Here is a 3,092-nt window from a genome sequence, read left to right on the forward strand (position 1 = left end):
CCGGGGCCGCGGACGGCGCCCAGCGGATCAGCGCCCTCGAGGTCCTGTGACCAGTGAGACAAGGCCGCCTACGATCACTAACCCTTGGGACCGGTCATGTAGTTGGACGGTGCCAGGGTGCGCAGGACGTCGAACTCGTTGCCCTCGGGGTCGGCCATGACCACCCAGCTCCGGCCGGGGCCCTGTCCCAAGTCCACCTTGGCGGCGCCGAGGGCGAGCAGCCTGGCCACCTCGTCGTCGGTACTGCCGTCGATCGGGCTGACGTCGAGGTGGAGCCGGTTCTTCGCGGTCTTGCCCTCGGGCACCCGTATGAACACCAGGGTGGGCGGCATCTGGCGGGCCCGGACCTCCTCGACGGTCGGCTCCCAGGAGCCGATCTCGACCTTGCCCTCGCTGCGGTCGATCACCTTGAAGTCCAGAACCGCGCACCAGAAGGCCGCGAGCCGCTCCGGATCGTGGCAGTCGACAACCAACTCGGTGAACCTACTGGTCATGACTCCTCCAGACAGTGCGGTCGAGAGCTCAGCCTACGGGGCCGCGCCGCTCGTCTTGCAAGTCCCAGATCACTACGACCGCTACCTTGCCCCCCAGTGTCAGTGGAGCGCGGACGGGTGCTGGGAGAGCGGTGTGACGGTGATGTCCATGTACGGGAAGAGCGGCAGCCCCCACAGGATTTCGTTGAGCCGGTCATTGTCTGCGACGTCGAAGACGCTGAGGTTCGCGTACTGCCCCGCACAGCGCCACAGGTGCAGCCACTCGCCGCTGTGCTGGAGCCGCTGCGCGTACTCCTTCTCGGCGGCGAGGGTCGTGGCACGGGCCTCGGCGTCCAGGTCGGGCGGGAGGTTCACGGTCATGTGGACGGCGAAGAGCATGGCGGTCTCCCGTCGGTCAGGAAGCGGGGTCGAGGACGAAGCCGTGGGTGACCTCGCACCCGCCGTCTCCGGTGGGCCGCGGGTCGATCACCAGCTCGGGTTTGACGGCGCGTGCCACGTCGTCCTCGACGTATGTACCGCCCTTGAAGTACAGCTGGGTGGTGAGCGTGGTGTGGCCGGGTGCGGAGACCTTCAGGTGCAGATGGGCGGGGCGCCAGGCGTGCCAGCCTGCGGCGGAGATGAGCCGTCCGCAGGAGCCGTCGGTGGGGATCTGGTAGGGGGCGGGCTGGATCGTCGTCACCGCGAACCGGCCCTCGTCGTCGGCGACCACACTGCCGCGCAGGTTCCACTCCGGGATGCCAGGGGCGAACTGCGCGTACAGCCCCTCGCCGTCGGCCTGCCACATCTCCAGCCGCGCACCGGCCAGGGGTTCACCGGACGCGCTGGTGACCCGCCCTTGGAAAAGGAGCTCGGTACCCGCCTCCTTGTCGCGCATCGGCAGGATGCTGACGCTGGGGAGTTCGGGGGCGCCGGGGACGTAGTACGGGCCCTCGATCGTGCCCTTGCTGCCCTGCCGGGCGGCGGTGGCGACCTCCTCGACGACGTGCTCCACCCAGACATCCAGGAAGAGCGGCCACTCTCCGTCCCGGCCGACGGAGATCAGCCACGACTTGAGGGCGTTGTACTCCTCATAGGTCACCTGGTGCCGGCGGACGATGTCGTGGACGGCGCTGATCATCTCCGTGGCGAGAATGTGGACACGCTCGGTGTCGGCGCCCGGGGCGGAGGTACCGGTCTTGTCGGTCAGGAAACGTTCCGTGGCCGAGGCGCCGGATGCGGCGGCGGTGGCGGCGGCGGTGGCTTTGACTGCGGCTTTGGCGGTGGCATCGGACATATCAGGCGACTCCTTTGTCAGTCGGGGATCAGTGGTCCTGGCGGTAGCGGTGGAGCTTCTCCGGGTCGATCGCCACACCGAGGCCGGGGAGGTCCGGTACGGCGAGCACGCCGTCGGTGATGGCGAGTGGTTCGGTGAGCAGGTCGTCGCTCATGTCCAGGAAGTTGGAGAGTTCACCGGGACGGCGCGCGGACGAGGCGTGGGCGGCGCCGAAGACCGCCGTGCACACCGTGCCCAGCTGGCCGTCGATCTGATTGCCCATGACGACCTCGGCGCCCATCCCCTCGCACTGGAAGAGCACGCGCTGGGAGTGGGTGAAGCCGGTGCGGGCGGTCTTGATGCTGATCGCGGTGGCGGCTCCGTCCAGGAGCGAGCGGGTCACTTCGGCGGGGGTGGTGGCGGATTCGTCCGCGACGAACGGCACGGGGCTGTTGCGTACGAGCCACCGGCGGCCCAGGACATCGTCGGCGGGGCACAGTTCCTCGGCGAGCGTGATGCCGATCGCGTCGAGCTCTCTCAGGGCCGCCGCCGACTCGGAGGCGGTCCAGCCGCGGTTGCCGTCCACGTACAGCTCGGCCTCACCACCCAGCGCATCGCGCAAGGCCCGGCACACCTCGATGTCGAGCCGGACCGGGCGCTGCCCGACCTTCACCTTGAAGGTGGTGATGCCGTACGTGTCCCGCATCCGCTCGGCCTCCGCGGCCATGCGCTCCGGGGCGTCGAAGCCGAGCATGTGGGCGACCCGCATCCGGTCGGACCAGCCGCCGAGGAGCCGGCTGACCGGCACCCCCAGCGACTGTCCCGCGATGTCCCACAGGGCCATGTCGATCGCCGCCTTGGCGGCCGGGTTGCCCACCGTGCGGTGCAGCCGGGCGTGGATCCGCTCGCGGGCGAGGACATCCATGCCGGCGAGCTGGGGGGCGAAGATCCGCTCGATCACGCCGGTCACGGAGACCTGTGTCTCACCGTAGGTAAAGGGGCGGGGCGGCGCGTCGGCCACTCCGGTCAGCCCTTCGTCGGTGTGGACGCGGACGAGGACGTGTTCGGCGGTGTGCACCTCGCCGCTGGCGAAGCGCAGCGGCTTGGTGTACGGGATCGCGTACGGAATGGCCTCGATCGCGGCGATCTTCATCGGATGGCCTCCTCGGCCCTCGCGGCGGCCCCGAGCAGTCGGCCCACGCGGTCGGGGTGTCCCACGAGTTGGAGGCCGAGCGGCATGCCGCGCGGGTCGCGGTGGCCGGGGACGGTGACGACCGGCAGGCCGAGGAGTTGCCAGGGGCGGCTGAGGACGGGCGTGCCGGTGGCGCCGAGGCCGTGCGGGGCGG

The 3,092-nt window shown here is 70.1% G+C and carries 4 protein-coding genes and 1 pseudogene; all 5 read right to left on the reverse strand.

The genetic code is table 11. The features are described 5' to 3' along the window. Window positions 1-77: 77 nt before the first annotated feature. Window positions 78-494: a VOC family protein gene (locus CCN51_RS48495; protein WP_014182255.1), complete on the reverse strand. Its 417-nt coding sequence runs from the start codon at window positions 492-494 to the stop codon at window positions 78-80. Between the two features lie 99 nt (window positions 495-593). Continuing rightward, window positions 594-872: a muconolactone Delta-isomerase gene (gene catC, locus CCN51_RS48500; protein WP_014182256.1), complete on the reverse strand. Its 279-nt coding sequence runs from the start codon at window positions 870-872 to the stop codon at window positions 594-596. 16 nt (window positions 873-888) lie between these two features. Beyond that, entirely contained in the window at window positions 889-1,767 is an 879-nt protein-coding gene (gene catA / locus CCN51_RS48505) for a catechol 1,2-dioxygenase (protein ID WP_014182257.1), read from the reverse strand. 28 nt (window positions 1,768-1,795) lie between these two features. Continuing rightward, window positions 1,796-2,899, reverse strand: coding sequence for a mandelate racemase/muconate lactonizing enzyme family protein (locus CCN51_RS48510; protein ID WP_014182258.1), 1,104 nt, complete (start codon window positions 2,897-2,899; stop codon window positions 1,796-1,798). Further along, window positions 2,896-3,092, reverse strand: a pseudogene (locus tag CCN51_RS48515) (amidase); the annotation flags it as partial. The gene CCN51_RS48510 and the pseudogene CCN51_RS48515, both read right to left, overlap by 4 nt.

Source organism: Streptomyces milbemycinicus, assembly GCF_002154605.1.
GTDB lineage: Bacteria > Actinomycetota > Actinomycetes > Streptomycetales > Streptomycetaceae > Streptomyces > Streptomyces milbemycinicus.